The sequence below is a fragment of the Leeia aquatica genome (assembly GCF_012641365.1).
GTDB lineage: Bacteria > Pseudomonadota > Gammaproteobacteria > Burkholderiales > Leeiaceae > Leeia > Leeia aquatica.
On record NZ_JABAIM010000001.1, the window covers coordinates 597,482 to 622,965 of the forward strand.

28 protein-coding genes are annotated in these 25,484 nt (G+C 60.6%); 7 read left to right on the forward strand and 21 right to left on the reverse strand.

The features are described 5' to 3' along the window. Positions 1-92: 92 nt before the first annotated feature. Positions 93-491, reverse strand: coding sequence for a hypothetical protein (locus HF682_RS02850; protein WP_168875724.1), 399 nt, complete (start codon positions 489-491; stop codon positions 93-95). Positions 492-690: 199 nt separating this feature from the next. On the opposite strand from HF682_RS02850, the gene HF682_RS02855 reads away from it, so the two are divergent. From HF682_RS02855 to HF682_RS02870, 4 genes are all read left to right on the forward strand, one after another. Then, positions 691-1,758, forward strand: a complete 1,068-nt coding sequence (locus HF682_RS02855) for a M28 family metallopeptidase (RefSeq protein WP_168875725.1) — start codon at positions 691-693, stop codon at positions 1,756-1,758. A 114-nt stretch (positions 1,759-1,872) separates the two neighbouring features. Then, entirely contained in the window at positions 1,873-2,121 is a 249-nt protein-coding gene (locus tag HF682_RS02860; RefSeq protein ID WP_168875726.1) for a hypothetical protein, read from the forward strand. Between the two features lie 10 nt (positions 2,122-2,131). Continuing rightward, complete coding sequence (locus HF682_RS02865) at positions 2,132-2,662, forward strand: tetratricopeptide repeat protein (protein WP_168875727.1); 531 nt, start codon at positions 2,132-2,134, stop codon at positions 2,660-2,662. Beyond that, complete coding sequence (locus HF682_RS02870; RefSeq protein ID WP_168875728.1) at positions 2,659-2,961, forward strand: hypothetical protein; 303 nt, start codon at positions 2,659-2,661, stop codon at positions 2,959-2,961. The genes HF682_RS02865 and HF682_RS02870 overlap by 4 nt, the downstream gene beginning before the upstream one ends. Positions 2,962-2,994: 33 nt before the next feature. Here HF682_RS02870 and nagZ read toward each other — a convergent pair whose 3' ends face one another. The 13 genes from nagZ to rpoE all read right to left on the reverse strand — a co-directional run bounded on the left by nagZ (position 2,995) and on the right by rpoE (position 14,017). Continuing rightward, positions 2,995-4,080, reverse strand: a complete 1,086-nt coding sequence (nagZ, locus tag HF682_RS02875) for a beta-N-acetylhexosaminidase (protein WP_205881875.1) — start codon at positions 4,078-4,080, stop codon at positions 2,995-2,997. 10 nt (positions 4,081-4,090) lie between these two features. Further along, complete coding sequence (gene acpS / locus HF682_RS02880; protein ID WP_168875729.1) at positions 4,091-4,471, reverse strand: holo-ACP synthase; 381 nt, start codon at positions 4,469-4,471, stop codon at positions 4,091-4,093. Next, positions 4,468-5,214: a DNA repair protein RecO gene (recO, locus tag HF682_RS02885; RefSeq protein WP_168875730.1), complete on the reverse strand. Its 747-nt coding sequence runs from the start codon at positions 5,212-5,214 to the stop codon at positions 4,468-4,470. The genes acpS and recO overlap by 4 nt, the downstream gene beginning before the upstream one ends. Before the next feature lie 9 nt (positions 5,215-5,223). Next, positions 5,224-6,132: a GTPase Era gene (gene era, locus HF682_RS02890; RefSeq protein WP_168875731.1), complete on the reverse strand. Its 909-nt coding sequence runs from the start codon at positions 6,130-6,132 to the stop codon at positions 5,224-5,226. Beyond that, entirely contained in the window at positions 6,129-6,830 is a 702-nt protein-coding gene (rnc, locus tag HF682_RS02895; protein WP_168875732.1) for a ribonuclease III, read from the reverse strand. The genes era and rnc overlap by 4 nt, the downstream gene beginning before the upstream one ends. Continuing rightward, a complete protein-coding gene (locus tag HF682_RS02900) occupies positions 6,827-7,210 on the reverse strand; it encodes a DUF4845 domain-containing protein (protein WP_168875733.1) in 384 nt (127 codons plus the stop codon). The genes rnc and HF682_RS02900 overlap by 4 nt, the downstream gene beginning before the upstream one ends. Positions 7,211-7,385: 175 nt before the next feature. Next, positions 7,386-8,354 carry a signal peptidase I gene (lepB, locus tag HF682_RS02905; RefSeq protein ID WP_205881876.1) on the reverse strand — a complete coding sequence of 323 codons (969 nt, stop codon included), beginning with the start codon at positions 8,352-8,354 and terminating at the stop codon, positions 7,386-7,388. 21 nt (positions 8,355-8,375) lie between these two features. Beyond that, positions 8,376-10,169: a translation elongation factor 4 gene (lepA, locus tag HF682_RS02910; protein ID WP_168875734.1), complete on the reverse strand. Its 1,794-nt coding sequence runs from the start codon at positions 10,167-10,169 to the stop codon at positions 8,376-8,378. Between the two features lie 91 nt (positions 10,170-10,260). Continuing rightward, positions 10,261-10,509, reverse strand: a complete 249-nt coding sequence (locus HF682_RS02915) for a glutaredoxin family protein (RefSeq protein WP_308418689.1) — start codon at positions 10,507-10,509, stop codon at positions 10,261-10,263. Beyond that, complete coding sequence (locus tag HF682_RS02920; RefSeq protein WP_168875735.1) at positions 10,506-11,900, reverse strand: DegQ family serine endoprotease; 1,395 nt, start codon at positions 11,898-11,900, stop codon at positions 10,506-10,508. Before HF682_RS02920 ends, HF682_RS02915 begins: the two co-directional genes overlap by 4 nt. Positions 11,901-11,934: 34 nt before the next feature. After that, complete coding sequence (locus HF682_RS02925) at positions 11,935-12,918, reverse strand: MucB/RseB C-terminal domain-containing protein (RefSeq protein ID WP_168875736.1); 984 nt, start codon at positions 12,916-12,918, stop codon at positions 11,935-11,937. After that, the gene (locus tag HF682_RS02930; RefSeq protein WP_168875737.1) at positions 12,915-13,409 is read right to left on the reverse strand and encodes a sigma-E factor negative regulatory protein; all 495 of its coding nucleotides are present in this window, start codon (positions 13,407-13,409) and stop codon (positions 12,915-12,917) included. The genes HF682_RS02925 and HF682_RS02930 overlap by 4 nt, the downstream gene beginning before the upstream one ends. A gap of 5 nt (positions 13,410-13,414) precedes the next feature. Beyond that, a complete protein-coding gene (gene rpoE / locus HF682_RS02935) occupies positions 13,415-14,017 on the reverse strand; it encodes an RNA polymerase sigma factor RpoE (protein WP_168875738.1) in 603 nt (200 codons plus the stop codon). 173 nt (positions 14,018-14,190) lie between these two features. Between rpoE and nadB the strand changes: the two genes are divergently transcribed. Together nadB and HF682_RS02945 are read left to right on the forward strand one after the other, a co-directional pair. Further along, positions 14,191-15,762 (forward strand): L-aspartate oxidase, encoded by a 1,572-nt coding sequence (gene nadB / locus HF682_RS02940; RefSeq protein ID WP_168875739.1) that lies wholly within the window; start codon positions 14,191-14,193, stop codon positions 15,760-15,762. A 90-nt stretch (positions 15,763-15,852) separates the two neighbouring features. Next, positions 15,853-16,287, forward strand: coding sequence for a hypothetical protein (locus HF682_RS02945; RefSeq protein WP_168875740.1), 435 nt, complete (start codon positions 15,853-15,855; stop codon positions 16,285-16,287). Positions 16,288-16,365: 78 nt separating this feature from the next. Here the strand turns inward: HF682_RS02945 and HF682_RS02950 are convergent, their stop codons facing one another. The 7 genes from HF682_RS02950 to sat all read right to left on the reverse strand — a co-directional run bounded on the left by HF682_RS02950 (position 16,366) and on the right by sat (position 24,379). Continuing rightward, a complete protein-coding gene (locus tag HF682_RS02950) occupies positions 16,366-17,031 on the reverse strand; it encodes a hypothetical protein (protein WP_168875741.1) in 666 nt (221 codons plus the stop codon). 305 nt (positions 17,032-17,336) lie between these two features. Next, on the reverse strand, positions 17,337-18,299 hold the full coding sequence (locus HF682_RS02955; protein WP_168875742.1) for an ABC transporter permease: 963 nt from the start codon (positions 18,297-18,299) through the stop codon (positions 17,337-17,339). A 1-nt stretch (position 18,300) separates the two neighbouring features. Beyond that, positions 18,301-19,407, reverse strand: coding sequence for an ABC transporter permease (locus HF682_RS02960; protein WP_168875743.1), 1,107 nt, complete (start codon positions 19,405-19,407; stop codon positions 18,301-18,303). Continuing rightward, entirely contained in the window at positions 19,407-20,927 is a 1,521-nt protein-coding gene (locus HF682_RS02965; RefSeq protein ID WP_168875744.1) for an ABC transporter ATP-binding protein, read from the reverse strand. The genes HF682_RS02960 and HF682_RS02965 overlap by 1 nt, the downstream gene beginning before the upstream one ends. Before the next feature lie 132 nt (positions 20,928-21,059). Continuing rightward, positions 21,060-22,043 carry a BMP family lipoprotein gene (locus HF682_RS02970; RefSeq protein ID WP_240947042.1) on the reverse strand — a complete coding sequence of 328 codons (984 nt, stop codon included), beginning with the start codon at positions 22,041-22,043 and terminating at the stop codon, positions 21,060-21,062. A gap of 354 nt (positions 22,044-22,397) precedes the next feature. Then, on the reverse strand, positions 22,398-23,033 hold the full coding sequence (locus tag HF682_RS02975; protein ID WP_205881877.1) for a retropepsin-like aspartic protease family protein: 636 nt from the start codon (positions 23,031-23,033) through the stop codon (positions 22,398-22,400). Between the two features lie 116 nt (positions 23,034-23,149). Continuing rightward, positions 23,150-24,379, reverse strand: coding sequence for a sulfate adenylyltransferase (gene sat, locus HF682_RS02980; RefSeq protein WP_168875746.1), 1,230 nt, complete (start codon positions 24,377-24,379; stop codon positions 23,150-23,152). Between the two features lie 204 nt (positions 24,380-24,583). On the opposite strand from sat, the gene HF682_RS02985 reads away from it, so the two are divergent. Next, positions 24,584-25,450, forward strand: a complete 867-nt coding sequence (locus HF682_RS02985; protein WP_168875747.1) for an HDOD domain-containing protein — start codon at positions 24,584-24,586, stop codon at positions 25,448-25,450. Positions 25,451-25,484: the final 34 nt, after the last annotated feature.

Sequence of the window (25,484 nt, forward strand, 5' to 3'; positions counted from 1 at the left end):
CAATCATGTCGTGCCGCGGTTGCCCTGCACGGACAGGATGAATTCCATCCATGTACAAGACACGTAGCTATCGGGTACGCCCCCGCGCACCATCAGTCTCCAGCCACGAAGTACGCCAATCGCCACTGGCCTGATAGTTTCACGAACCCGGCGCGATAACTCAGCCCAGCGTGCGCAGGACATGCCACCGTCTCTGGTGTCTCTTGAGCGCACGCCACGCCAGCCGCCGTGATCCGCGACAGCGTGCGCAACAAGTCAGGCCTGGCCTTCCAGGCCGCAATGGCCTGATCTGCACTGCCATCTCCACCGAAGCTCCAGATGAACTCCGCCACCATCAACCGTCTCAGCGCCACATAGTCGCGCTGCAGTGCAGCCCGATGCACCTGCTGTTTGACCACATCCAGACGGGGTGATGCAACGCCAGGCCCGGACATACCCTGCAGCAGTAGCCCCATCATCACTGCCTGACACTTTGGCTTGATTGCAGACATCCCTGCTAACCTCTGCTTCCTTATCAACCACAATCATGCATTATGCATATAAATTGATGTCATATCACTGAAATATTTTTAAACATCAGGGTACTAGTTCACTTATTGCTGAGTGACTACATTGACCAGTGAATGACCCACGCCCGGCCCTGCCGGACCTTTACTAACCTCGCACCAAGCTATGCAAGAAATGAAAACCATGTTATCCCACACCCGACTCACCCTCTCCCTGCTGACCACCCTGCTGCTCACGGCCATGCCTGGCAGCCAGGCACTGGCCGCCACCCCACTCACCCCCTCCGGCAAACCGGCAACGGCCAAGGCAGGCAGCAAAACCACCGATGAGGACGTCATCGCCGCGCGCAACAGCATCCGTCAGGAAGGTCTGGAAGCCACGGTCAGGGAGCTGGCCAAACCCAAATACAATGGCCGCCTGCCCGGCACAGAAGGCGATACACTGTCCCGCGACTGGCTGGTGAAGCAGTTTGAAGCCATAGGCCTGACCCCAGCGGGCAGCAAAGGCTACCTGCAACCCTTCACCACCAGGATCACCGACCCTGATGAATCTTCCAACTTGCAGCTTGGCCAGAAGGCGAATACCAGCAACATCATCGGCATCCTGCCGGGTAATGACCCTGAGCTGGCCAAGGAAGTGATCATCATCAGCGGCCACCGGGATCATCTGGGCTTCAACAATGACCTGCGCAAGCAATACCCGGGCGCCAATGATGACCTGACCGGGGTCGCCGCCACGCTGGAGCTGGCACGTGCCTTTGCAAAGCTGGAAGGCCAGAACAAGCGCACACTGATGTTTGTCGCCTATGGTGCGGAAGAGCAGAAGTACATGGGCTCCATCTACCATAGCCAGAACCCGGTCGCCGCCGCCCCCAACGCACAGATTGTGCTGATGATCAGCATCGACATGATCGGCCTTGGCTACGACAAATGGCAAAGCTTCAGCCAAAAGCAAATGGATGCCTACAGCAAGCGCTGGTTCCGCGAGGTGTATAACGACTCGGATGAAGACAAGGACGCCTATTCACACGAATACCCGAAAACCCCGGGCCCGACCTTTGACTATGATGCCGGACCATTTGCCCGTATCGGCATCAACACTCGTGTGATTGGCCTCGCCGACGTGCCGAATTACCACTCCGTCAACGACACCCCGGACAATGTACACTTCAAGCCCATGGTCAACGTCACCCGCACCCTGTTTGACTATCTGTGGCAGGTCGACCAGGACGATCAGCCGCACACCCGCTAAGTGCAAACCGCCGGATGCCTGCGCCGGGCATCCGGCATTGCTCCGGCAAAGCGTTGCCATTACACTGGCCTGCACAGTACACACGGGTCAGGCCAGCCATATGGGATACGCATTATGGGATACGCCCTCTACCTCATCCTGTTGACGCTACTGTTTGCCGCATGGGTGTGGCTCGTGCCAGCGCTCAGCCAAGCGCCTCATCCTACCCTTCGGGAAAAGGCCTTGTCCTGGCCCATCTTGCTGCTATTCCATCAGCGCGAGCCGAAATATCACTTGCGGGAGCGCATCGGGCTGGCGCTGCTCTATCTACTGATGGCGCTGGCGCCCATGCTCAGCAGAGTGCTGGACAACAGTGCTGCTTGACAGACCAGACATGAATCTCAGCGCAGACGCTCCACTCTCACTGGCCGAATCCATCTTCTGTGCAGCGGATACAGCGGAGGAGCATGGTGATTTTACTTTGGCCGCCTCACTCTTTTTACAGGCCGCATTAATGGGCGATGGTGCCGCCATGTCCCGCCTTGCCATTCTGTACGAATCAGGTCAGGGTGTATCGTGGGATGTGGAAGCTTCGGTGGCATGGGATCGGCGCGCCATTGATGCCGGTTATGCCGCCTCCCGCTTCAATCTGGGCATCACCTGCCGTCGCAGCGGGCAGATTCGGCAAGCCCGCTACTGGTTTGAACGGGCCCTGGAGCATGGTGATAACGATGCCGCGCTGGAACTGGCCAAGCTGTACGCGGTCAGTGGCAGGGAGCGGGATACCGTTCGCGGCTACTTGCAGCAAGTACTCAACAGCGAGGATGTGTTCCCGTCTTCGAAAGAAGAGGCTGCGGAAATGCTGGCAGTACTGGACCAAGCCTCTGCCAAAGCAGGCCCTTACCAAACAGGTGCACAACCTTGACCACCCCACTAGACACACCCAGCCGCAAACAATCATCACACGCAGCGCCATTCTGGCAGTGGATACTGGTCTTGCTCGCAGGCAGCACGGTCATGGTGCTGGTGGTGTTCCTTGCCCCTGCATCGAGCAGCCTATGGCCACTGTTTTCGATCTCGGTCGGCTGCGCCGCCATCTTGTCTCATGGCACACCCTCCCTCATCGGACGAATTTTGACGGCAATGGCAGTCTTTGCGCTTGCCATCTTCACCTGCGGGCTGACTGGCGTCATGACCGCTTGCGGGATGGGTCACTGCTTATAGCTGGCCCGACAGGCACAACATCAGCCCTACCGCCTAAGCTTCCCCCACATCAGGCCCCCAGCGGCTGATGTCCCCCTCCCCTGCCAAGGCAGCCACTTCACGGCGGGCAGACTGGAAATCGAGGTCGTGAACAAGGTCATCCCACTGCAGGGGATTGGGTTCGCCGTGCAGGCGGGCGAGGCGGCTGAGGGACACCGGGCTAATCTGCCAGTCCAGCCGCTGCAACAGACGCTCGGCCTCTTCCGGGCGGTTGGTGGCCAGTACCAGATCACAGCCCGCCTCGAACGCGGCCTTGGCACGCTCCTCGATGGTGTTGCCTGCGAAAGCGGCACCGGCCATGTCCAGTGCGTCGCTGATGATGGCACCCTGAAAGCCAAGCTGGCCGCGCAGGATGTCCTGCAGCCAGCGCGGCGAGAAGCCGGCGGGCCGCTCGTCTACCTTGGCGTAGATCACGTGCGCAGGCATCACCGCCGCGAGCCCGTGCTCGATCAAGCGGCGGAAGGGTTGCAGGTCGGCACCGTGAATTTCCGAGAGCGGGCGGTCATCCACCGGCAGGGCGTGGTGGGAGTCCAGCACCACATGACCGTGACCGGGGAAGTGTTTGCCGCAAGCGTTCATGCCAGCCTGCCGCATGCCCTGCATCAGGTATTGCCCCAGCTCGCTCACCGCATGCGGGTGGGCATGGAAGGCGCGGTTGCCGATGACGGTGGACACCCCATAGTCGAGGTCCAGCACCGGGGCAAAGCTGAAGTCCACCCCGCTGGCGCGCAGCTCCGCCGCCAGCACCCAGCCGGTGCGCGCTGCCAGCGCACGCGCGGCTGCGCGGTCGTCATTCCACAGCTTGCCCAGCTCGGCCATCGGCGGCAGTCGGGTAAAGCCATCGCGAAAGCGTTGTACCCGGCCGCCTTCGTGGTCCACCGCGATGATCAGCCGTGGGCTGCGTAGCTGGTGAATCTCACGGGTCAGTGCACACAGTTGCGCCACCGAACGGAAATTGCGGCTGAACAGGATGACACCGCCCACCTGCGGGTGCAGCAGGCGCTGCCGCTCAGCATCGGTCAACTCGGTACCGGCGAGGTCGACACACACCGGTCCCAGGGGCAGATTGACTGTGGTCATGGCTCGTTTCCTATCCGATTTCCAGAATCACGGTGGCAACCGTGTAGTCGGCCTCATCGCTGAGGCTCACATGCGTTCGGCTTATCCCGCGCTCCGCCAGCCAGGCGGCAACCGCCTCATCCCAGCACAGCAGCGGTCGCCCCAGCGCGTCGTGGCTGAGCCACAGCGCTTGCAGGGTAATCGGCGCACGCACGCCGGTGCCCGCCGCCTTGCCAAACGCCTCTTTCACCGCCCAGCGCTTGGCCAGCAGGCGGGCCGGGTGGGCGGCCTGAGCAAAGGACTCGCGCTCAGCCGGGGCCAGTATTTGCTCGACAAAACGCTCTCCATGCCGCTCCAGCCCTTGCTGGAAGCGACTCACCCGCGCGAGGTCGGTCCCCAGTCCATAAATCATGCGTCCCTCCCGTTGGCGGGCTCGTCCAGCTGCCGCAACAGGCGGAACAGCTCGCGGGTGGCCAGCGGCCGCTCTGGCAGCAAGCTGGCCAACAGTCGCCGCATCAAGGCCAGTGCTTGCTGGCGGGTCTCAGCCCGCTCATAGTGGCCGTCGTGCAGGTCGAGCAGGGTTTGGCCATCCAGCGGGATGTCATCACGCTGGCGCTCACGCGCCGGGTACAGCCCATGTTGCAGCCGATAAGCATAGCGCTGCCCGGCCTCAACCGGCAGCCCTTCCACCGTGTGGCTAAGCAAGAGGCCGTACCCCAGCTCACTCAGCAGCGCCTGCTCGAACTGGCGCAGCACCGGTGCTTGCTCCAGGCCGTGGCTGAGCGCATGCAGCGCGTGCTGGTAATGATCAAACAGCTCGCCGCTGGCGTCTTCCTTGGGCAGCAAGGCCAGCAGCAGTTCATTGAGATAGTAGGCACAGATCAGGGCATGACCTGCCGGAAAGCGTACCCCGCCGACCCACTCGGCCTTGTGCAGGGTTTTCAGCTCGTGTTTGCCATACCAGGACAGCAGCAGCGGCTGAAACGGCAGCAGCACCCCGCGCAAGGCAGAGCCGGGGCGGCGTGCGCCGCGGGCGACGATGCTGAGCCGCCCATGCTCGCGGCTGAACACTTCCAGAATCAGGCTGGTTTCCCGCCACGGGTAGTGGTGCAGTACAAAGCCTTCGGTCAGATCGACTCGCTGGGATTGCGCCACGGCCTGCGCTTACTCGAAGCCGAACTCGCGCAGCAGGCGGGTATCATCAGCCCAACCGCTCTTGACCTTGACCCACAGCTGCAGGAACACCTTGCCGTCGAACAGCTTTTCCATGTCGATGCGCGCCTCGGTGCCGATGCGCTTGAGCTTTTCGCCGCCCTTGCCGATCAGGATGGCTTTCTGGCCGGGCTTATCCACCATGATGGCGGCGTGGATGCGGCGCATGCTGCCATCCAGCTCGAACTGCTCGATGAACACGTTCATGGCATACGGCAGTTCGTCGCCCAGCAGGCGGAACAGCTTTTCCCGCACGATCTCAGCGGCAAGGAAGCGTTCACTGCGGTCCGTGATCTGGTCTTCCTCGTACATCGGCTCGCCCTGCGGCAGCAGCGGGCGCACGGCATCAAGCAACACGTCCACCTTGTGGCCATGCTGGGCGATCACCGGTACCAGCGCGGCAAAATTGAACTTGCCGGACATCTCTTGCAGGAAGGCGAGCAGGGTTTCCTTGTCGTCCTTGAGGTAATCCACCTTGTTGACCACCAGGATCACCGGACGGTTGGTCGGCAGGCGCTTGAGCACATCGGCATCCGCCTGCGAGAAGCGCCCGGCCTCAATCACGAACAGCACCACGTCCACGTCCGCCAGCGTACCGCTGACGCTGCGGTTCATCGCGCTGTTCATCGCGCTCTTGTATTTGGTCTGCCAGCCGGGGGTATCGACGAACACCATCTGGTGGCTGGCATCGGTATAGATGCCGGTCACACGGTGGCGGGTAGTCTGTGCCTTACGTGAGGTAATGCTGATCTTCTGCCCGATCAGGTGATTGAGCAGGGTGGACTTGCCAACATTGGGCCGACCCACGATGGCCACCAGGCCACAGTGAAAGTCCGAAGGGGGCGGAAACGCTTCTGTCATGATGCTTTCTTGTTTGCCTGCCGTTGCTGCGCCTGTTGCAGCGCGGCCTTGGCAGCCTCCTGCTCGGCGAGCCTGCGACTGTTGCCACTGCCTGGCACCGTGATGCCGAGCACAGCGATTTCACATTCCACCGCAAAGGACTGCGCGTGGCTGGCCCCTTGCGCTTGCAATACCCGGTAGACCGGCAGCGGCAGCCGCTGTCCTTGCAGCCATTCCTGCAGCAAGGTCTTGGGGTCTTTACCCAGCGTCTGCGGGTTGAGCGACACCAGCACCGGCTGGTACAGCCGGGCAATCCAGGCCAGCGCCGGCGCCAGCCCACCATCCAGATAGACGGCACCGAACAAGGCTTCCAGCGCATCAGCCAGAATTGACGGGCGCTCCCGCCCACCACTCTTGACCTCACCCTCGCCCAGCCGCAACACCTGTCCCAGCTTGAGGCCGATCGCCAGCTCGGCCAGCGCCTGCTGGTTGACCAGATTGGAGCGCACCCGCGACAGTTCTCCCTCGGAGAGCTGCGGGAAGCGCTCGTACAGCAGGTTGGACAGCGCGAGCGACAGCACACTGTCGCCCAGAAACTCCAGCCGCTCATTATGTGGCGTGCCAAAGCTGCGATGCGTCAATGCCTGTTGCAGCAATGACGCATCGGCAAAATCATGACCGATACGCGCTTGCAGCGCCCGGTCTTCCTGCCGCCTCAAGGCAGCTTACCACCACCACCCGCGCCAGCGGAGGTATCAAAATCCAGCACCAGGCTGACATTGCCGAACAGCTCAATCTTGGCCTCATACTTGGCCCGGACGGTAACATTGTCACCCGAACCCTGGATTTCCAGACCTTCGCCCTTGATGGAATGGATATCTGTCACATCCGCAGTCTTGTTGAACGCGGCACGCATCTCAGCCGGTGTTCCCCCCTCGTGCGACACCTTCTTCAGCGCGTTCTTCACCGCCTGATATTCCGAGATGGCCGGAATGGTCTTGGCAATAATGAGCAAGAAAAAGCCCAGCACCACCGCCACGATGATCAGCCCCATGATGGACAATCCGTGTTCGGCCTTGCGCGGTTTCAGTTGCAGCATGCAGCGTCTCCTCAATCAATGCGTTTGCCCATATGGGCTGGCGGTATGCCTGTTTGCCAAGCCCCGCTTCCCTTACCGGTGTGGACGGGAGGAAAGCTTCGTTATCATAGCGGCATTACCCCTGATCGGATAGTTAAACACTATGCCATGAGGCAGCCAGCCCATGGGGATGCGCTTACTGGATGGAAGTACCGATACGGCTGAACGCGCCGATGTTCATCCAGATCAGGGTGGCTTTGCCGACGATGTTCTCGTCCGGCACGAAGCCCCAGTAGCGGCCATCCGAGCTGTCGTCGCGGTTGTCACCCATCATGAAGTAATGGCCTGCGGGCACCTTGCAGGTAAAGCCACTGTCATCATACTGGCAGTTATCGCGGTAGGGGAAATTCAGCACCTGATCCTGGTTCACGGGAGGGGCTTGCTCGACCGTCTGCACCAGATAGCTGCGGGTTGCGGTTGTTTCCTTGAAACGTTGCACCGGAATCAGATTGGCGGAGTTGTCGCGCACATAGCTGCCTTCTGCGAGAGCAACCTGTGTTACCGACTTGCCATTCACCGTCAGCTGCTTGTTACGGTATGTCACGGTATCACCCGGCAAGCCGACCACCCGCTTGATGAAATCCGTCTTGGGGTCCACCGGATAGCGAAACACCATCACATCACCGCGTTGCGGCTTGCCCGTCTCGATCAATACGGTGTTAAGCACCGGCACACGGATGCCGTAGCTGAAGCGGTTGACCAGAATGAAGTCACCCGGTTCCAGCCCGGGCCGCATGGAGCTCGACGGTATGGTAAAGGGCTCAAACAGGAAGGAGCGTACCAGAAACACCACGGCAATCACCGGGAACAGGCCCGCGAACAGCTCCACCTCATCCGATTGGCGCTCGCCTTGCTTGCGACGGCGCGCCAGATACCATTTGTCCACCGCCCAGACCACACCGGACACCAGCACGAACAGCAACATGGCCAGCGACAAGGTGGTGTACACCGCAATCAGGCCAAATACGCCGATGATCAGCGCCATATGGGCAAACTGTACCGTGGCGTGTGCTTCACCCTTGTCATTGCGCGGCAGGTTGCGGCCCATCGCCAGCATCACGGCCCCGATGATGGCGGCGCCGGTCCAGGTTGCAATCCAGTTCATGCTTGTCCTTGTGTGTACGGCTTACTTGTCGCTGACTTGCAGGATGGCGAGGAAGGCCTCTTGCGGAATCTCCACATTACCCACCTGCTTCATCCGCTTCTTGCCAGCCTTCTGCTTCTCCAGCAACTTCTTCTTGCGGGTGATATCGCCGCCATAACACTTGGCCAGCACGTCCTTGCGCATGGCTTTCACGTTCTCGCGGGCAATGATGTTGGCACCAATCGCGGCCTGCACTGCCACGTCGTACATCTGGCGCGGGATCAGCTCACGCATCTTGCTGACCAGTTCGCGGCCACGGTATACGCTGTTGGCCCGGTGCACGATGAGGGACAAAGCATCCACTTTGTCGCCATTCACCAGCACGTCGAGTTTGACCAGATCAGCAGGCTGGAATTCCTTGAAGTCATAATCCAGCGAGGCGTAGCCACGGCTGACCGACTTCAGCTTGTCAAAGAAATCCATCACCACTTCGTTCATCGGCAGGTCGTAAGACAGCATGACCTGACGGCCCATATACTGCATATTGCGCTGCACGCCGCGCTTGTTGTTGCACAGGGTCATCACCGAGCCGAGGTAATCCGGCGGCACCAGAATGTGGGCGGTAATGATCGGCTCGCGGATTTCTTCGATCTTGGAGAGGTCCGGCAGCTTGGAGGGGTTTTCCACTTCCAGCTCGGTGCCATCTTTCATCAGCACGTGATACACCACGGTCGGCGCGGTGGTGATCAGGTCCATGTCGAACTCGCGCTCGAGCCGCTCCTGCACGATCTCCATGTGCAGCAGGCCAAGGAAACCGCAGCGGAAGCCAAAGCCCAGCGCTTGCGACACTTCCGGCTCGAAATGCAGGCTGGCGTCGTTCAGCTGCAGTTTTTCCAGCGAATCACGCAGGTTCTCGTAGTCATGGCTTTCCACCGGATACAGACCGGCAAACACCTGCGACTTGATTTCCTTGAAGCCTGGTAGCGGCTCGGTCGCGGCCTTATTGGCGATGGTGATGGTATCGCCCACCTTGGCGCTCTTCAGCTCCTTGATGCCGGCGATCACAAACCCCACCTCACCGGCACGCAGCGCATCGCGCTGCAGCGACTTCGGCGTGAACACCCCGACCTGTTCGCACAAGTACTGGGTCTTGCTGCTCATCAGCAGAATTTTGTCTTTCGGCTTCAGCTCGCCATCCACCACCCGCACCAGCATGACCACGCCGACGTAGTTGTCGAACCAGCTGTCGATGATCAGCGCCTTGAGCGGCGCGGTCGGGTCACCGGTCGGTGCCGGGATATTGGCGACCACCGATTCGAGGATGTCCTCAATGCCGATGCCACTCTTGGCGGAGGCGCGCACCGCATCCGTCGCATCAATGCCGATGATGTCTTCGATCTCTTCGCACACCCGCTCCGGCTCGGCAGCAGGCAGGTCGATCTTGTTGAGCACCGGCAGCACTTCCACACCCTGTTCGATGGCGGTGTAGCAGTTGGCTACCGTCTGCGCTTCCACCCCTTGCGAAGCGTCCACCACCAGCAGCGCGCCCTCGCAAGCGGCCAGCGAGCGGCTCACCTCGTAGGAAAAGTCCACGTGCCCCGGGGTGTCAATCAGGTTCAGGTTGTAGACCTGGCCATCGCGTGCCTTGTACTGCAGCGCGGCGGTCTGCGCCTTGATGGTAATGCCCCGCTCCTTCTCGATGTCCATCGAGTCGAGCACCTGGGCAGACATTTCGCGGGCGTCCAGTCCGCCACAGAACTGGATGAAGCGGTCGGCCAGCGTGGATTTGCCGTGGTCGATGTGGGCGATGATCGAGAAATTGCGTATGTGTTTCATGCAGCTTGTGGTTCCAGCAGGCCGTGCGGCAGGCGCAGTCGGCAATAAGAAGGGGCACTACACGAGTGCCCCGTCACCTTAACCCTAGATTTTACCCAATTTCCGCCAGATACGCATCCAGTCTTGCACGGTTGAGGTGGTAATGACACAACTCGTACTCACCCGCCATCAGCACCGGAATCAGCTGGCCGTAGCGGGCCTCGGTGTCATCATCATCCTCAATGTCCACCACCTGCAGCAGCAAGCGCCCCCGGTAGTCCTGCTGCAGTGCAGCCAGCATGTCCTGGCACAGGTGGCAGTATTCGCGAATGTAGAGTGTCAGCGTCGGTAAGGCGCTCACTTTTCCGGAACCCGCACCGGGATGTACAGCGTGCTGTCATCACGGCGGATCAGCAAGGCCACCACACTGCCCTTCGGCGCCCGCTCCAGCAGCAGCAGCAGTTGCTGCTGCGACTTCAGGGTTTCATTGCTGACGCCGATGATGACATCGCCCTCCTCCACCCCGGCTCGCGCCGCGGCACCCTGCGCCGAGGTCACCAGCAGACCAAATCCGACGTCCAATTGACGTTTCTGAGCCGCATTCAGCTCGGTCACCTGCAAGCCAATGCGCACCAGCGCATCCGGCTTCGGCGGGGCGGCAGGCTTGGCCTTGGCGCTGTCATCCACCACCTCACCCAGCGTCACCGTCACATCCTGGGATGCCTTGTTGCGCCATACCTGCAACTGTACCTTGCTGCCGGGTTTGGTGGAGCCCACCACACGTGGCAACTCGCTGGACGCACCAATCGGCTTGTTGTCGAACTTCAGAATCACATCACCGGCCTTCAGCCCGGCACGGTCAGCGGCAGAGCCCTTTTCCACACCCACCACCAGCGCACCCGATGGCGCACCCAGACCCAGCGACTCCGCAATATCCTTGCTCACTTCCTGGATATTGATACCCAGCTTGCCACGACTGATCCGGCCATTGCTCTTCAGCTGATTGGCCACGTCCATCGCCACGTCGATCGGGATCGAGAACGACAAGCCCATGAACCCGCCGGAGCGACTATAGATCTGGGAGTTGATGCCAATCACCTCACCGCGCATATTGAACAGCGGGCCACCGGAGTTACCGGGGTTCACCGCGGCATCGGTCTGGATGAACGGCACATAAGTATCGTCCGGCAGGGTACGCCCCTTGGCCGACACGATCCCGGCCGTCACGGTGTTTTCCAGCCCGAACGGCGAACCAATGGCCAGCACCCACTCGCCCACCTTCAGCTTGTCCGGGTCACCCAGCGTAACGATGGGCAGCTTGCTGGCTTCAATCTTCAGCACGGCCACATCGGTGCGCTTGTCCGCCCCGATCAGCTTGGCCTTGAATTCGCGCTTGTCGGTCAGCTTGACGGTGATCTCATCCGCACCATCCACCACATGCGCATTGGTCAGAATCACGCCATCGGCACTGATGATGAAACCGGAACCCAGCGAGCGGGTCTGGTAATCCCGCTGCTTGGGCAATTGCGGCATGAAGCGCTTGAAGAATTCATAGGCCGGGTCACCCTCGGCAAACGGATTGGCAGCGCCACCACTCACCGTCTGCGTGGTACTGATGTTGACCACCGCAGGGCCCTGCTTTTCCACCAGCTCAGTAAAATCCGGTAAATCCTTGGCTGCTGCCACGCTCACAGTGGACCACAACACAGCCACACCCAACAGGCCGGATTGCAACGAACGCCACAGTTTCATGCTCTTCCTCGACTCCAGTCAGACCCAGATCCAATCAACGCTTGGGCTTGATCCGCAAGCTGTTACCCAGCTGCTGCAGGGCCCCTTTCGGCACCTCGCCCAGCAACATCATCACCGCGCCTTCATCGGTTTCCACCAGGATATTGGTGTCGTTCTGACGCGATGCGCCCTCTGCAGGCCGCCCTTCCTTGCCGGTAAATTCCAGGAACACCGACATGGAAGCCAGGCCATCCGAGAACAGGTAATGCGACACCGGCGCAGGCTTGCCCGGTAGCTGCCGCTTGCTGCCCCGCACCAGCTTGAAGCCTGCGGGCAGCTGCTTGTCGTTGATGATCAGGTCGTCCGCCTTCACCGGGCCATCGCTACGCTGCCAGGCCCCCACCTTGTTGGGCAGACGCGGCTTGAAGGCACTGCGATCAATCACCCCGCCGATGTTGACCTGGGTAAAGGACATCTGCTCCAGCAGCTCCTGCCGGTCGTTATAGACCTGCGCCTTGAGCAGCACCGCACGGGTGGGCTCATAACAGAAGCGGAACGGGTTACGCAGCCCGTCCTTGGGTGCCAGCAACACCATCTGGCAATCGTGGTCGGCCACCCGCTCCATGTCCTGCCGGATCACGTGATAGTTTTCCAGCAGGGCGCGACTGTCATTCGGCAGCACATCAGGGAAGAAGCGGCTGTAGGACTGGTAATCCACCTTGTCACTGCGGTTGGCAGGCACATAGCAGCTGAGCATGTTGTTGGCACGGATCAGCTCCTGCGCCGGGCCATCCAGCGCCTCCAGCTTCTCATAGCTGTTGCCGTCCGCAAACTGATGGGTAATGCGGGAGGTTTCCACCAGGGTATCGCGCTGGTAGACATACACTCCGACGAAACTCTGCTGCCGGGTGGCCTGCGTCACCCGGTTCAGCAGTTGCAAGCCTTCCGAGGGCGACAGTGCCTGCCCGGCCAGCGCTACCCCGACACAGCACGGCAGCAGCAAGCGCAGCAGGTGAACCGGTTTGAAACATAAACTCATTTGTTCACCGGCTCCCCACCCTCATAGTTGGCGGGGCGCACCTCGCTGCGGCCATTCACCTGCCCGGAGAACTGCTGATGCGCAGCCAGGTAGGGGCGCATGTCTGCCGTACCTGTTGCCTTGAGCGGGGCCGTGACCGCAGCCTGCATGGTCGGGGCATTGGCCGGGGTCGGGCGGGTATGCCAGCCCATCCAGCCCACCACCGACACGGCAGCGACCGATGCCGCAGCAGACAAGGCCACCATGGTGCGGCGAGCCGGCATGCGCGCGCGTCGCGGCGCCAGAATGGTCGGCTCGGCTTCCAGCTGCGCCATCACCCGGCTGCGGACATCCACATCGGCAGCCCCTTTCTCGCGCAGCGCATCACGAATCAGGTGATAGGTATGCCACTGCTCAGCCCCGTCCGGGTTGTGTCGCAACCATTGCAATACCGAAGCTTCTTCCTGACTGGAAAGCTCACCATCCATCAAGGCTGAAATACGCTCGTTCATGCTGTTCACCATCTTCTGTTCTGCTTCTGTTCCACCAGCGGTCGCAGCTCCGCTGCAATCGCTTCCCGGGCGCGGAAGATCCGCGACCGCACCGTGCCAATCGGGCACTGCATTGCCTCAGCAATTTCTTCGTAGCTGAGTCCTTCCATCTCGCGCAGCGTGATGGCCTCGCGCAGCTCCTCCGGCAAGGCTTCCACCACCCGGTTCACCGCCTGCACGATCTGCTGGTTGGCCAACTCGGTTTCCGGGGTATTGTCATCCGGCACCTGCTCGGCCATGTCCAGCGTTTCGGACTCGTCCACCTCAATGGATGTCGAGGTGGTGGTCGCCCGCCGCCCTGCCGACATCAGATAATTCTTCGCCGTATTAATAGCGATGCGATACAGCCAGGTATAGAACGCACTTTCCCCGCGGAACGAGGGCAAGGCCCGGTAAGCCTTGATAAAGGCTTCCTGCGCCACATCCTCGATCTCCTCCGGATTGCGGACGAAGCGGGACAACAGGCGTGCAAGCTTCCGCTGGTATTTGCCTACCAGCAGGTCAAAGGCCCGTTTGTCTCCGCGCTGTACGCGCTCTACCAGCTGTTGATCGACTTCGCGATCACTCATGCTGCCATCCCTGATGCTGCGGGACCGGCCCATCCGGTTGCCGCAGACTGAACTCTTGTTTTTGAAGGGTGCAATGCTACCACCTGCAGCAACAGACCTGAAAGCGGAAGGGAAGTTCCGGCCACCGTCTGTTAAAATTCACACCTCACTCACGTCAGCAGGAAACGGGCAGCATGCACAAGACAGACGTCCTCATCATCGGCAGTGGTCTGGCAGGCCAGGCACTGGCGCTGCGGCTGGCCGACCGGCTGAAGGTCACGCTGGTGACCAAGAAAGCCCTGCTCGATGGCGCCAGCAGCTGGGCGCAAGGCGGCATCGCCGCCGTGCTGACCGACGAAGACTCCATCGACGCCCACCTGCAGGACACCCAGATTGCCGGTGGTGGCCTGTGCGATCCGCACGCCACCCGCTACATCCTCGAGCATGCCCGCCGCAATATCGAATGGCTGATTGCCCAGGGCGTACCGTTCACCCCGGATGCAGGCCACCCCTTCGGCTTCCACCTCACGCGGGAAGGCGGTCACAGCCACCGCCGCATCATTCACGCCGCCGACGCCACCGGCGCAGCGGTACAGCAAACGCTGGTGGAGAAAGTACGGCAGCACCCGAACATCACCGTGCTGGAAAACCGGGTGGCGATCGACCTGATCACCAGCCGCAAGCTGGGCCACAGTGAACAGCGCGCGCTCGGTACCTATATCCTGAACACCGAAACCGATCACGTGGAAACCCTGCTGGCCTCGTACACCGTGCTCGCCACCGGCGGCGCAGGCAAGGTCTACCTGTACACCACCAACCCGGATACCGCCACTGGCGACGGCATTGCCATGGGCTGGCGCGCCGGATGCCGGGTCGCGAACATGGAGTTCATCCAGTTCCACCCCACCTGCCTCTACCACCCGGAAGCCAAGTCCTTCCTGATTACGGAGGCGGTGCGCGGCGAAGGCGGCATCCTGCGCCTGCCGGATGGCCACCGTTTCATGCCGGATCACGACCCGCGCGCCGAGCTGGCCCCGCGTGACACCGTCGCCCGCAGCATCGACTTTGAAATGAAACGCCACGGCCTGGATTGCGTGTATCTGGACATCTCGCACAAACCACGCGATTTCCTGCGTGACCACTTCCCCACCATCTACGCCCGCTGCCTGGAGCTGGGCATCGACATCAGCCGCCAGGGCATCCCGGTGGTCCCCGCCGCCCACTACACCTGCGGCGGCCTGATGGTGGACCTGCAAGGCCGCACCGATGTCGCCAACCTCTACGCTGCCGGTGAAGTGGCGTACACCGGCCTGCACGGTGCCAACCGGCTGGCCAGCAATTCGCTGCTGGAATGCCTGGTGATTGCCGAGAGCGCCGCCGAGGACATCCTCTCGCGCCAAGCCGAGCCGCTGCCCAGCGTGCCGGACTGGGACGAAAGCCGGGTGACCGACGCCGACGAAGAAGTGGTGATCGCGCACAACTGGAACGAGCTGCGCCACGCAATGTGGGACTATGTCGGCATCGTGCGCACCACCAAGCGCCTGCAACGCGCCCAGCACCGCATCCAGCTGCTCACGCAGGAAATCAACGAGTTCTACCGCAACTTCCGCGTCAGCAACGACCTGATCGAGCTACGCAACCTGGTGCTCACCGCCGACCTCATCATACAAAGCGCCCTGCGCCGCCACGAAAGCCGCGGCCTGCACTTCAGCCGCGACTACCCGGACCTGCTGCCGAAAGCGGTACCGACGGTGCTGGTGCCGTAGAATAATTAGATCAATCTTATCTCGAAATAACATAAAAATTTTTACTTTAGAGCCGAGCGTGTTTATGAAAGGTAAACATTGGGTGCACACATGCAAGAAGATTTGAATATTTCCATAAAAAAAGAACTTATCAACTTTGAGGCCCACATAGATGCATATTACTCCTCGCTTAATACAGAAGGAGTATGGCTTTTTCTTGCAACGCTTGGTTGCTGGGGTGTAAGCCCCGCCTGGCCTCAACTTCATGCAATTGTTTTAACGGTCATTTTATTTATGCATAGAACATATTTAAAATTCAACGACAAGAGATCTTTAAAGACCATAAGCAAAGATCTTGAAAGCAAAATAAAAAATGAACTTGACGCAGGAGACACACAAAAAGCTAGACTGCATGATTTGCAGCAGATTCACAACATTAAGTTATCCACCACGTCCCAGTTCAAATCTACAATAATTTTTTTTCTTTGCTATACTTTTCTAGTCGTTACAGTGTGGCATTGGTTCTCTATTCCGAAGGTATATTAAAAACAAAACGGGCTACCTATTCAGGTAGCCCGTTTTGTTTTACACAGCCTCAGGCTGCACTGCCTGGATCAGGAACAATCAGGCCTTGTTCTTCAGATAACGCGTCACACCGCGGTAGGCAATATAGCCTGCAACCAGTTGAGCGAGATAGAAACCAAGGCTCAGCGAGAACGGCGATGGGCGGCTGAATTCGCCCAGCGCGTTCGCCAGTTGATCCATGCCCGCGTTGAAGCTGGAGAACACGCGGTAAGCCTGAATATCCGCCAGCAGGGTCACCAGCAGTGGCGCACACAAGGCCAGCGGGGCCAGCTTGTGCTTCCAGAAGTGGGGAACAGCAATGCTGGCGCTTGCGAGCAGTACCAGCAGCACACCCGCTGACACAATCTCGGCCAGCGTGATTTTCTGCGCGGCCAAGAAGCCATTGCCCGACAGGAAAGGCAGGAATAGCGCCACGATGGCAAACACGCCATAGGCGATGGCAACATCCTTGCCGATGTCTTGCCCGATGATTTTAGCGAGCGCGACACCTTGCGTACCCAGTTGCGCCATTTTTTCCTTGGCCAGCTCGCCTTCGGCAACCGGGGCAAGCCCAGTGAGGGTGTCGCCGTCCAGACTGAGCAGAACCGTCATGTCCGGCTTGGGCGCGACATTGCCTTGCCACAGCTTGATGTCAAATTCGAAACGCTGCTCAGCAGCGGCAATGGTGCCACTCTCGCCATTCCACGCAATAATGGTTCCGCGCATACCCGATGACTCCCTTTTATGTGATGTACGGTCTGAATCATGATGTACCGTGCGTCCCCATCATGGCAGGTACTGCTTGAGCAGAACAACACACGGTCACACACCGACGGCATGACATTATCACATAAAGGTGGCGTTCTCCATCTCGTACCGGTGATAGCCATGCGAGCAGAAAGCCGCGCCAGCCCTCGCTTGGTGAGATGCATTCTTGCCCATACGGTGGACCAGACCGGATTGACCCGCCCGTCCACCTGTACAAAAGGCCGGTGTTGCCACCGGCCTTTTGTCTGTCGCGCTCGCCTGCTTTAGCGGGATTTGACGAAGGGGATGCCGATCGCTTTGGGGGCGATGGCGCGGCCAACGAAACCGGCTACCAGCAGCACCGTCAGCACGTACGGGATCACTTCGAAAATCTGCGACGGCATGATGCCGACCACCGGCAGCGATACCCCAGTGAAGCGGATCTGCAGCGCGTCGAAGAAGGCGAACAGCAGGCAGCCGATCACCGCACTACCCGGCCGCCACTTGCCGAAAATGAGCGCCGCCAGTGCCAGGAAGCCCTTGCCGGCGGACATGTCCTTGGCAAAGCCGGAGTTGATGGAGATGGCCAGGAAGGTACCGGCGATGCCGCAGAGGATACCGCCCCAGAACAGGGCAATGTAGCGCACCTTGGCCACGCTCACCCCGGCGGTATCAGCGGCATGCGGGTTCTCGCCCACCGCGCGTACGCGCAGGCCAAAGCGGCTGCGGTAGATGAACCAGGTGACCAGCGGGATGATCAGCACCGTCAGGTATACCAGCAGGGAGTGGCCGGAGATCACATTCTTGTAGATGTGGCCAATCAGCGGAATGTCCTGCACCGCCTCCACGCCCGGCCAGTGGATTTCACGGAAGCGCGAGGCATCATCCAGCTGCGGGGTAGCGCCGCCCTGCTCAAACCAGGCCAACCCCAACACCGGTGTCAGGCCGGAGGCGATGGTATTGATCGCCAGCCCGGAGATCAGCTGGTTGCCATTGTAGGTGACGCTCACAAAGCCGTGCAGCATGGCCATCAGCACCGCAGCACCCATGCCGGCCAGCAACGCCAGCCAGGGGGAATGGGTGACGGCGGCCACAGCACCAGCAGCAAACGCAGCTGAGAGGATTTTGCCTTCCAGACTGATGTCCACCACGCCCGAGCGCTCGACAAACAGCCCCGCCAGCGCCGCCAGGATCAGCGGCGTGGACAGGCGGATGGTCATTTCCAGCAAACCGAAGAATTGGTCCATATTAGTTCTTCCGTTTGAAAAGTTGTGACAGCAGCGGGTCGAACAGGTTGTCCAGTGCACCGCAGAACAGGATGATCAGGCCCTGAATGAAAATGATCATCTCGCGGGTGATGTTCGGCTTGTCCAGCGCCAGGTCCAGCCCGCCTTGAGTGAGCGCGCCAAACAGCAAGGCAGAGAGCACCACCCCGACCGGGTGGTTGCGCCCCATCAGCGCCACCCCAATACCGACAAAGCCGATACCATTGGTGAAGTTGGTATTCAGGCGGTGGGTGGAGCCCAGCACTTCGTTGACCGCAGCCAGACCGGCCAGTGCGCCGGAGACCACCATGGCCATGATCACCACTTTGCTGACATTGATACCGGCGTAGCCTGCGGCTTGCTGGTTGGTACCCACCGTACGCAGCTCATAGCCCCAGCGGCTGTGCCACACCACCAGCCAGAACACTACGGCCACTACCACCGACAGGAACAGCATGGCGTTGAGCGGGGTTTGCGGCAGATCCAGCCCGATGGCCGCCCCCATCTGCTGCATGGAAGGAATCCAGCCTGCCTGCACCAGCTCACGGGTAGAGGTACTGTTGAATGCACCCGGCTCTGCCAGCGGCTTGCTGATCAGGTAAGACATCAGCGAGCTGGCAATGTAGTTGAACATGATGGTGACCAGCACGATATGGCTACCGCGCTTGGCTTGCAGCCAGCCCGGCAGGAAAGCCCATGCACCGCCAAAGGCGGCCGCTGCGACGATGGCAAGCGGAATCAGCAGCCAGGAGGGCAAGCTGGTACCAAAGGCAAAGCAGACCAGCGTGACGCCCAGACCGGCGATGTACATCTGCCCTTCACCACCAATATTGAACAGCCCGGCGTGAAACGCTGCGGCCACCGCCAGCCCGGTGAAGATGAAGCTGGTGGTGTAGAACAGGGTATAGCCGATGCCTTCCTTATAGCCGAAAGCGCCGCCCACCAGCAGCTTGAGGCATTCCCACGGGTTCTCGCCGATCAGCCATACCACCAGTGCCGTCACCGCCAGTGCAGCACACAGATTGAGCAGCGGCAGCAGCGTGAGCTGCGCCCAGCGCGGCAGGGCGGACGGTTGTCCGAATTTCAACATCAGTGACCTCCCATCAACAAACCGAGCGAGGTGGGGGTCGCCTCGCTTGCCGGCATTTCGCCGGTAATCTTGCCACCTGCCATCACCACCACGCGGTCGGACAGGGCCAGAATTTCGTCCAGCTCCACCGATACCAGCAAGATGGCCTTACCTTCATCACGCAGCTGGATCAGCCGCTTGTGGATGAATTCGATGGCGCCAATGTCCACACCACGGGTCGGCTGGCCAACCAGCAGCAGGTCCGGGTTGCTGTGGATTTCGCGCGCCAGCACCACTTTCTGCTGGTTGCCACCAGACAGCTGGCCCACGCGCAGCAGCGGGTCCGCCGGGCGGATGTCGAACTGCTGGATGAAGGATTGCATGCGCTCCACCAGCTTCACCCGATGGTACAGGCCCTTGCCTTGCAGGGCCGGGTCGCGGTGGTAGCCGAGAATGCCGTTCTCGAAATTGGAGAAGGACTTGATCAAGCCTTCGCGGGAGCGGTCTTCCGGCACATGGCCGATACCCATCTGCCGCAGCAGCGCCGGTCGTGGCAGCTTGCCCTTCAAACGGCTGATGTCCTGCCCCTTGTAGAGGATCACGCCCTCGCTGGCTTCGGTCATGCCCGCCAACACTTCCATCAGCTCGGACTGGCCATTGCCGGACACCCCGGCAATGCCGACCACTTCGCCAGCGCGGACTTCAAAATTCAGTTTGTCGAGCAGTTTGACGCCACGGTTATCCACCAGACTGAGGTCGCGCACCTGCAGCACCGGCGCACCGGCTGCACGCACCTGCTTTTCCACCTGCATGTTCACCTTGCGGCCCACCATCAGGTCCGCCAGGATTTCCTTGCTGACGTCCGCCGTCTGCACATTGCCGACCACGGCACCGGCTCGCATCACGGTCACCGCGTCGGTCACGTCCATCACCTCACGCAGCTTGTGGGTGATCAGGATCACGGTCTTGCCCTGCGCTTTCAGCGCCTGCAGGATGCGGAACAGATGGTCGGCCTCCTGCGGGGTCAATACGGCAGTGGGTTCGTCCAGAATCAGGATGTCGGCACCACGGTACAGCGCCTTGAGGATTTCCACCCGTTGTTGCAGGCCCACGCCCAGCTCGCCCACGATGGCGTCCGGATTCACATCCAGCGAATAATCCTGGTTGAGCTTGCTGAGGTGCGCGCGCGCCTGGTCCATGCCGCCTTTGAGCACGAACCCGCCTTCGGCACCCAGAATGATGTTTTCCAGCACGGTGAAGTTGTCGACCAGCATGAAGTGCTGGTGGACCATGCCAATGCCCAGGGCAATGGCGTCGTGACTGTTGCGGATGCGCACCGGCTTGCCGTTGATGGCAATGCTGCCGGAATCCGCCTGATAGTAGCCGTAGAGAATGCTCATCAGCGTGGATTTGCCCGCGCCATTCTCTCCGATGATGCCGTGAATCGATCCCTTGGCGATGGTCAAGGTGACGTCACGGTTGGCATGCACGGCGCCGAAGCGCTTGTCGATGCCGCGAAGCTCGATTGCCATCTCAGCCATGAGCTTTTCCCCGTTATGTTTTTACTTGTAAGACTTCAGGTGACATGCCACCAGTTCGGGGGGCGCCCCGGCAGCAAATCAAAGCCCTGCGCAGCAGCGCAGGGCTTTGAGGTACAACGTGCCCGTGCGGGATTATTGCACCGGGCAGCTGTTTTTGTCGCGGTAGTCCACCACCACAATCTTGCCAGCGATGATGTCGTTACGTGCGGCCACCACCTTCTTCTCGATATCGGCAGAGATCAGCTTGCGGTTGTTGCTGTCCAGCGCCCAATCCACGCCGCCTTCCTTCAGGCCCAGCACTTTCACGCCCGGCTTCCAGGTGCCATTCTTGGCGGCCGTGAAGGATTCGAACACGGCGTTGTCCACGCGCTTGACCATGGAGGTCAGCATGGTGCCCGGCTGAATGTGGTTCTGGTTGCTGTCCACACCGATCGCCAGCTTCTTGGCATCCTTGGCGGCCTGGTACACGCCCAGACCGGTGCCGCCTGCAGCAGCAAACACCACGTCCGCGCCACGGTCGAACTGGGACTTGGCCAGCTCAGCACCCCGTGCCGGGTCGTTGAAGGCTTGCGGGGTGTTGCCGGTCATGTTCTGGAACACTTCGGCGTTCTTGTTCACGTACTTGGCGCCCTGGGCATAGCCGCAGCCGAAAGCACGAATCAGCGGGAAATCCATGCCACCGATGAAGCCGATCTTCTGGCTCTTGGAGGACAGGGTAGCGGCCACGCCCACCAGGAAGGAGCCTTCCTGTTCCTTGAACACGATGTTCTGTACGTTGTCGCCCTTGGCTACCGCGTCGATCAGGGTGAACTTGACCTTCGGGAATTCCTTGGCCACGGTTTCCACCGCCTGGGTGAAGGAGAAGCCCACCGCGATCACGATGTCGGCGTCCTTGCGGGCCAGGTTACGCAGCACTTGTTCTTTCTGGGCTTCGTTGGCGATCTGGCCTTCACGGTAAGCCACGCCGCTTTCCTTCTTGAAGCGCTCGGCGCCGACGTAAGCCATTTCGTTGAAGCTCTTGTCAAACTTGCCTGCGGAGTCATACACCACAGCCGGGACAAAATCCTTGGCGCTGACGGTCGCGGCCATCAGGGCGGCGGCTACAGCGATGCTCATGTGTTTGATGCTGACCTTCATGCTCTTCACCTTTGTATGAGTGTGATTTTCCAGTACTTCAACAAGCCGAAACAGGGCCACCTGACCTGCATTCCCTGCGGTTAGACAGGGTAGACTGCACGCCAGCAGCGCCTGCAGGATTCCAGCGTGTCGGCATTGTCCCTCGCTTGCGGCGTGCGGACAAGCCACTGCGAACTTTCATTCACGGACTGTTCACTGACTGAGGGATTCTGTTGTCCCGTCGTGTGCGGCAATTGTCATCAAATCAGGTGAAAATTGTCAACAATTTCCATCACCCCTACGCCGCTTGCCACATCTGCGCAACGGGCCATTGGGCCAGCCACTTGATCGTGCTCAGTTTTTTACCAGCTCCAGCTGGCCGTTGCCCCGCACCATCTTGACGCGATTGAGGAAGCTCATGCCCAGCAGCACACCGGGCATGTCCGCCTCGATCACCGCCCCTTCCACCTGATACAGGGTAATGGTACCCAGCCGCACGGTATCCCAGCGGACAATCCACACCGGCACCAGCCCATTGGCTGTCTGGCTGACGGCGCGTTGCCCATTGCGATACTCCAGCCCTAGCTGGCGAGCGGTGGCGGCGCTCATCGACACGGTGGTCGCACCGGTGTCCACCAATGCCTGCACCGAGTGACCATTGACTTGCACCGTGGTGACAAAGTGGCCATTGCCATCTGCCGTCAACACCTCGCGGGCCTTGCCCTTGTCGCTGGACGCGGTGGAGAAGCTGCTGCTGCCCATGGCAATGCGGGTGCGGCTGCCGTCGATCTCGAAGGTACCGCTGCTGCCATCCACCGCCAGCAACTTGACGCTGCCCTGGCTTTGCCCCACCCGCAAGGTCTTGGGGCCACTGCCATCGACCTTGACCACTGCCATGCCCGGCATCACGCCAATCACTTCCACCTGGGTTGCCGCAGCCGACAATGCACAGCATGCCAGCAAGGCCGCCAGTCCGGTTTTGATCCGCAAGTTTGCCTCCTGTTGGTCCCTGAACCCGTAATAGTCAACGCTGGCCCATTCGGCCAGGCTGGAATGAAAAACGCGGGCTCACGAGCCCGCGTTCATCTTACACCAGCTACGCCATTTCAGCGTGCTGAGTGACCACTCAGTTTCACTTCCACCCGCTCGTGAGCTTCCAGCCCGGCGTAGTATTCGCGCAGGATGGCCAGCACCTCGGGACGGCTGAAATGCTCCGGCACCGGCTGGTCTTCCGACAGCAGCTTGCGCAGCTTGGTGCCTGAGAGCAACAGGCGCTTCGATTCATCATGCGGGCAGGTACGGCTGGAGGCCATACCGCCGCACTCGGAGCAGTAGAAGGTCCAGTCGATCTTCAATGGCTCGATCTGCAATGCCCCGGCAGGCAGGGTATCGAAAATGTGCTGGGCGTCGAACGGGCCGTAGTAGCTGCCCACCCCGGCGTGGTCGCGCCCCACGATCAGGTGGGTACAGCCGTAGTTCTGGCGGAACAGCGCATGCAGCAGTGCCTCACGCGGGCCAGCGTAACGCATGTCCAGCGGGTAGCCGGCTTGCAGCACGGTACCCGGCACAAAATAGCGGTCCACCAGCGTGCCGATGGCCTCGGTCCGCACCGGTGCTGGAATGTCGCCCGCTTTCAGCTTGCCCAGCAGCGAGTGGATCAGCACGCCATCGCACACTTCCACCGCAATCTTCACCAGATACTCATGTGAGCGGTGCATCGGGTTACGCGTCTGGAAGGCAGCGATCTTCTTCCAGCCCTTGGCGGCGAACGCGGTACGCGTCTCGGCCGGGGTCTGGAACAGCTCGCCATATTGCTCGGGGAATTCACCCAGGCTCAGCACCTGCACCTGACCCGCCAGATTGACCTCGCCCTGCTCCAGCACCATGCGCACGCCCGGATGCTCCGGGTCAGTGGTGGCAAACACCTGCTGGCATTCGTAGGCTTTGTCGATGGTGTAACGCTCACTCAGCGTCAGGATGGCCAGCGGGCTGCCGTTGTCCGGGTCACGCAGCACCACCTCCTGCCCGACGGTCAGCGCCTCGGCCTCGCTGGCACTGGCAGACAGGGTGATCGGAATCGGCCAGAACACCCCGGCCAGCGCGCCCTGCTGCAGCTGCATGTCGGCGCAGACACCGCGCCAGTCTGCCTCGCCCATGAAGCCGCTCAGCGGCGTAAAGCCACCGATGCCCAGCATGATCAGGTCCCCCTTCTCACGCGAACTGACCGTCAGTGACGGCAGCGATGGCACCCGGGCCAGCGCTGCCTCCAGCGCCGCACCGGTCAACAGCAACGGCTTCAGCTCACCCCCACCGTGGGGCGGAATCAATGCAGACATCCAGAACTCCTTGCGGGCGACACGCGGCCCGGTAACATGATCAGACAAGCGTCACTATATCACCCGCTTTAGCGCCATTCATTATCATGTTTCCATATCATTATAATAAACAGGTCTATACAAACACCAAGTCAAAAAAGCGTCATGGACGGGTATGCTAGAATAGGGGCTCAAGACCTCACTACAGCGCTGGAGTATTTGCCCATGCGTGTCATTGCCGCGCAAGATGCCGAACGTCTGGCTCGCAATATCGTCATCCCGCCGCGCCCGGCTTTGCTGGATCAGCTCCAGCAATTGATTCACCAGGCGGACCCGGACCCGGCCCAGATTGCCGTCGTCGTGGGGCAGGACCTCAGCCTGACCGCAGCGGTGATCAAGGTCGCCAACTCGCCCCTGTATGGGCTGGAACAGAAGGTGGCCACCGCCCCACAGGCCATCCAGCTGCTGGGGCAGCAAAATGTACTGCAAATCCTCTCCGGGCTGATGCTGCGCGCCGCCATCGGCCAGGCCACACAGCCTGCGCAGGCCGCCCGGCTGGAGCAGTTCTGGCACGACAGTACCCAGGTAGCCATGATCTCGGCCATGATCAGCAAATCCCTGTCGGGCCTGTCTGCCGAGGAGTGCTACAGCTTTGGCCTGTTCCGCGACTGCGGCATACCGGTCATGATGCTGCGCTTTGCCGACTACCTGAAGACATTGGCGCTGGCCGAAGCAGCCCGCTGTGAGCAATTCCCGCTGATCGAGAACCAGTTTCACGATTGCGATCATGTCCGGATCGGTTATATGGTGGCACGCGCCTGGCTGCTGCCAGAAGAGCTGGCGCAGGCCATCCTGCACCACCATGAAGACCCGACACTGTTTCAGCAGACGGACGCCAGCCTGTCACGGGTCGTGACGCTGGTGGCTGTCGCCCGGCTGGCTGATCATGTGCAGCACACCCTGCAGCACGCCATCCAGGACAGCCAGTGGCAAAAAGAAGACGGCGCGGCCCTGCTCAGCTGGCTCGGCCTGACCCCGACCGACTACGAAGACCTGCGTGACGCCATCCACCAACGATTCCACCAGCACTGACCCCCGCCTTGCGGCAAGTCAAACTGCCGTATCG

Bases quoted from the DNA above. Each gene is read 5' to 3' on its own strand.
- HF682_RS02850 (WP_168875724.1), bottom strand. From the start codon at position 491: ATGTCTGCAATCAAGCCAAAGTGTCAGGCAGTGATGATGGGGCTACTG.
- HF682_RS02925 (WP_168875736.1), bottom strand. From the start codon at position 12,918: ATGAGTTTATGTTTCAAACCGGTTCACCTGCTGCGCTTGCTGCTGCCG.
- lepA (WP_168875734.1), bottom strand. From the start codon at position 10,169: ATGAAACACATACGCAATTTCTCGATCATCGCCCACATCGACCACGGC.
- nagZ (WP_205881875.1), bottom strand. From the start codon at position 4,080: ATGACCACAGTCAATCTGCCCCTGGGACCGGTGTGTGTCGACCTCGCC.
- HF682_RS02945 (WP_168875740.1), top strand. From the start codon at position 15,853: ATGCAAGAAGATTTGAATATTTCCATAAAAAAAGAACTTATCAACTTT.
- HF682_RS02960 (WP_168875743.1), bottom strand. From the start codon at position 19,407: ATGTTGAAATTCGGACAACCGTCCGCCCTGCCGCGCTGGGCGCAGCTC.
- HF682_RS02970 (WP_240947042.1), bottom strand. From the start codon at position 22,043: ATGAGCATCGCTGTAGCCGCCGCCCTGATGGCCGCGACCGTCAGCGCC.
- sat (WP_168875746.1), bottom strand. From the start codon at position 24,379: ATGTCTGCATTGATTCCGCCCCACGGTGGGGGTGAGCTGAAGCCGTTG.
- HF682_RS02855 (WP_168875725.1), top strand. From the start codon at position 691: ATGTTATCCCACACCCGACTCACCCTCTCCCTGCTGACCACCCTGCTG.
- lepB (WP_205881876.1), bottom strand. From the start codon at position 8,354: ATGAACTGGATTGCAACCTGGACCGGCGCCGCCATCATCGGGGCCGTG.
- HF682_RS02860 (WP_168875726.1), top strand. From the start codon at position 1,873: ATGGGATACGCCCTCTACCTCATCCTGTTGACGCTACTGTTTGCCGCA.
- HF682_RS02985 (WP_168875747.1), top strand. From the start codon at position 24,584: ATGCGTGTCATTGCCGCGCAAGATGCCGAACGTCTGGCTCGCAATATC.
- acpS (WP_168875729.1), bottom strand. From the start codon at position 4,471: ATGATTTATGGACTGGGGACCGACCTCGCGCGGGTGAGTCGCTTCCAG.
- HF682_RS02900 (WP_168875733.1), bottom strand. From the start codon at position 7,210: ATGCTGCAACTGAAACCGCGCAAGGCCGAACACGGATTGTCCATCATG.
- HF682_RS02965 (WP_168875744.1), bottom strand. From the start codon at position 20,927: ATGGCTGAGATGGCAATCGAGCTTCGCGGCATCGACAAGCGCTTCGGC.
- rpoE (WP_168875738.1), bottom strand. From the start codon at position 14,017: ATGAGTGATCGCGAAGTCGATCAACAGCTGGTAGAGCGCGTACAGCGC.
- nadB (WP_168875739.1), top strand. From the start codon at position 14,191: ATGCACAAGACAGACGTCCTCATCATCGGCAGTGGTCTGGCAGGCCAG.
- era (WP_168875731.1), bottom strand. From the start codon at position 6,132: ATGACAGAAGCGTTTCCGCCCCCTTCGGACTTTCACTGTGGCCTGGTG.
- HF682_RS02955 (WP_168875742.1), bottom strand. From the start codon at position 18,299: ATGGACCAATTCTTCGGTTTGCTGGAAATGACCATCCGCCTGTCCACG.
- HF682_RS02930 (WP_168875737.1), bottom strand. From the start codon at position 13,409: ATGAACGAGCGTATTTCAGCCTTGATGGATGGTGAGCTTTCCAGTCAG.
- HF682_RS02920 (WP_168875735.1), bottom strand. From the start codon at position 11,900: ATGAAACTGTGGCGTTCGTTGCAATCCGGCCTGTTGGGTGTGGCTGTG.
- HF682_RS02950 (WP_168875741.1), bottom strand. From the start codon at position 17,031: ATGCGCGGAACCATTATTGCGTGGAATGGCGAGAGTGGCACCATTGCC.
- HF682_RS02865 (WP_168875727.1), top strand. From the start codon at position 2,132: ATGAATCTCAGCGCAGACGCTCCACTCTCACTGGCCGAATCCATCTTC.